The organism is Psychrobacter sp. Sarcosine-02u-2, from assembly GCF_002836335.1.
GTDB classification, from domain to species: Bacteria; Pseudomonadota; Gammaproteobacteria; order Pseudomonadales; family Moraxellaceae; genus Psychrobacter; species Psychrobacter faecalis.
In genome coordinates, this window is record NZ_PJBX01000051.1 from 1 (window position 1) to 890 (window position 890).

At 42.1% G+C, this 890-nt stretch carries 2 protein-coding genes; both read right to left on the reverse strand.

Translation table 11 applies throughout. The annotated features are described in order from the left end of the window. Positions 1-14: 14 nt before the first annotated feature. Complete coding sequence (locus CXF58_RS01200; protein WP_145989767.1) at positions 15-551, reverse strand: IS630 family transposase; 537 nt, start codon at positions 549-551, stop codon at positions 15-17. Next, a complete protein-coding gene (locus CXF58_RS01205; protein WP_102076324.1) occupies positions 541-852 on the reverse strand; it encodes an IS630 transposase-related protein in 312 nt (103 codons plus the stop codon). Before CXF58_RS01205 ends, CXF58_RS01200 begins: the two co-directional genes overlap by 11 nt. Positions 853-890: the final 38 nt, after the last annotated feature.

Genomic DNA, 890 nt, shown 5'->3' on the forward strand with positions numbered 1-890 from the left:
TATAGTAAAAGTATTTATAAATCGCCACACAGCCATAGGAAATAGAAGAATAGCGTATCAACGCAATCTAGCCGCCACTCTTTACGTTTTTGTTTAACCCAAGCCCACATCTGCTCAATGGGGTTTAAGTCAGGACTGTAAGGCGGTAACCATAAGATAGTATGCCCTTCACCCTCTATGAGTTCAGTCGTGTCTTTTCGCTTATGAAAGGTTGCATTATCCATCACAATCACACTGTTTTTTGGTAGATGTGGTAGCAGCAATTGTTCAACCCAGCTGTGGAATAAGTCACTATTGACACTGCAGTCATAGAGTCCAACACCAAACAGCTTATTGTTGTGAATAGCACCGATAGCATTGGTTTGGTTTTTAAGTTGCCAATTATACTGACCTAAGCACGGTTTGCCTTTACTAGCGTAACCTTTTGGTCGATTGTCATGAGACTTAAAACCACTTTCGTCAAGATAGACGATGGGTCTGTCATCCCGCTCATACTGTGCTAATTGCTCAAGAAAGATGAAACGTCTTGGTTCATCCGCCTTAGGATGAATTAGAGTCTTTTTTTTGAGTGATACCGATGCGCTTTAAGGCGATGCCAATACCTCTCTGAGTGCAGTTAAAGCGGCGTGCGCGCTCATGCTGATAATCATCAGGATAAGCGGCTACATCAGCTCTAAGTAAATCACTATCTATCTTCTTAGGGGTGAATTTACGTGTCTTACGCTCAGGAAATTTCTTCCAACGCTGAATAGTATTGGTGCTGATTTGATACTCCTCTGCAAGCTGGCGAATGCTATCGCCTTCTTCAAGCTTGGTGAGTATCATCTGTCGGTAGTCTCTTGAGTAGGCCATATGATACACTGTAGCGTATTCTTGTTTCTTTTACTATA

Excerpts from the sequence above, each read along its gene's own strand:
- CXF58_RS01205 (WP_102076324.1), bottom strand. The coding sequence starts at position 852 with ATGGCCTACTCAAGAGACTACCGACAGATGATACTCACCAAGCTTGAA.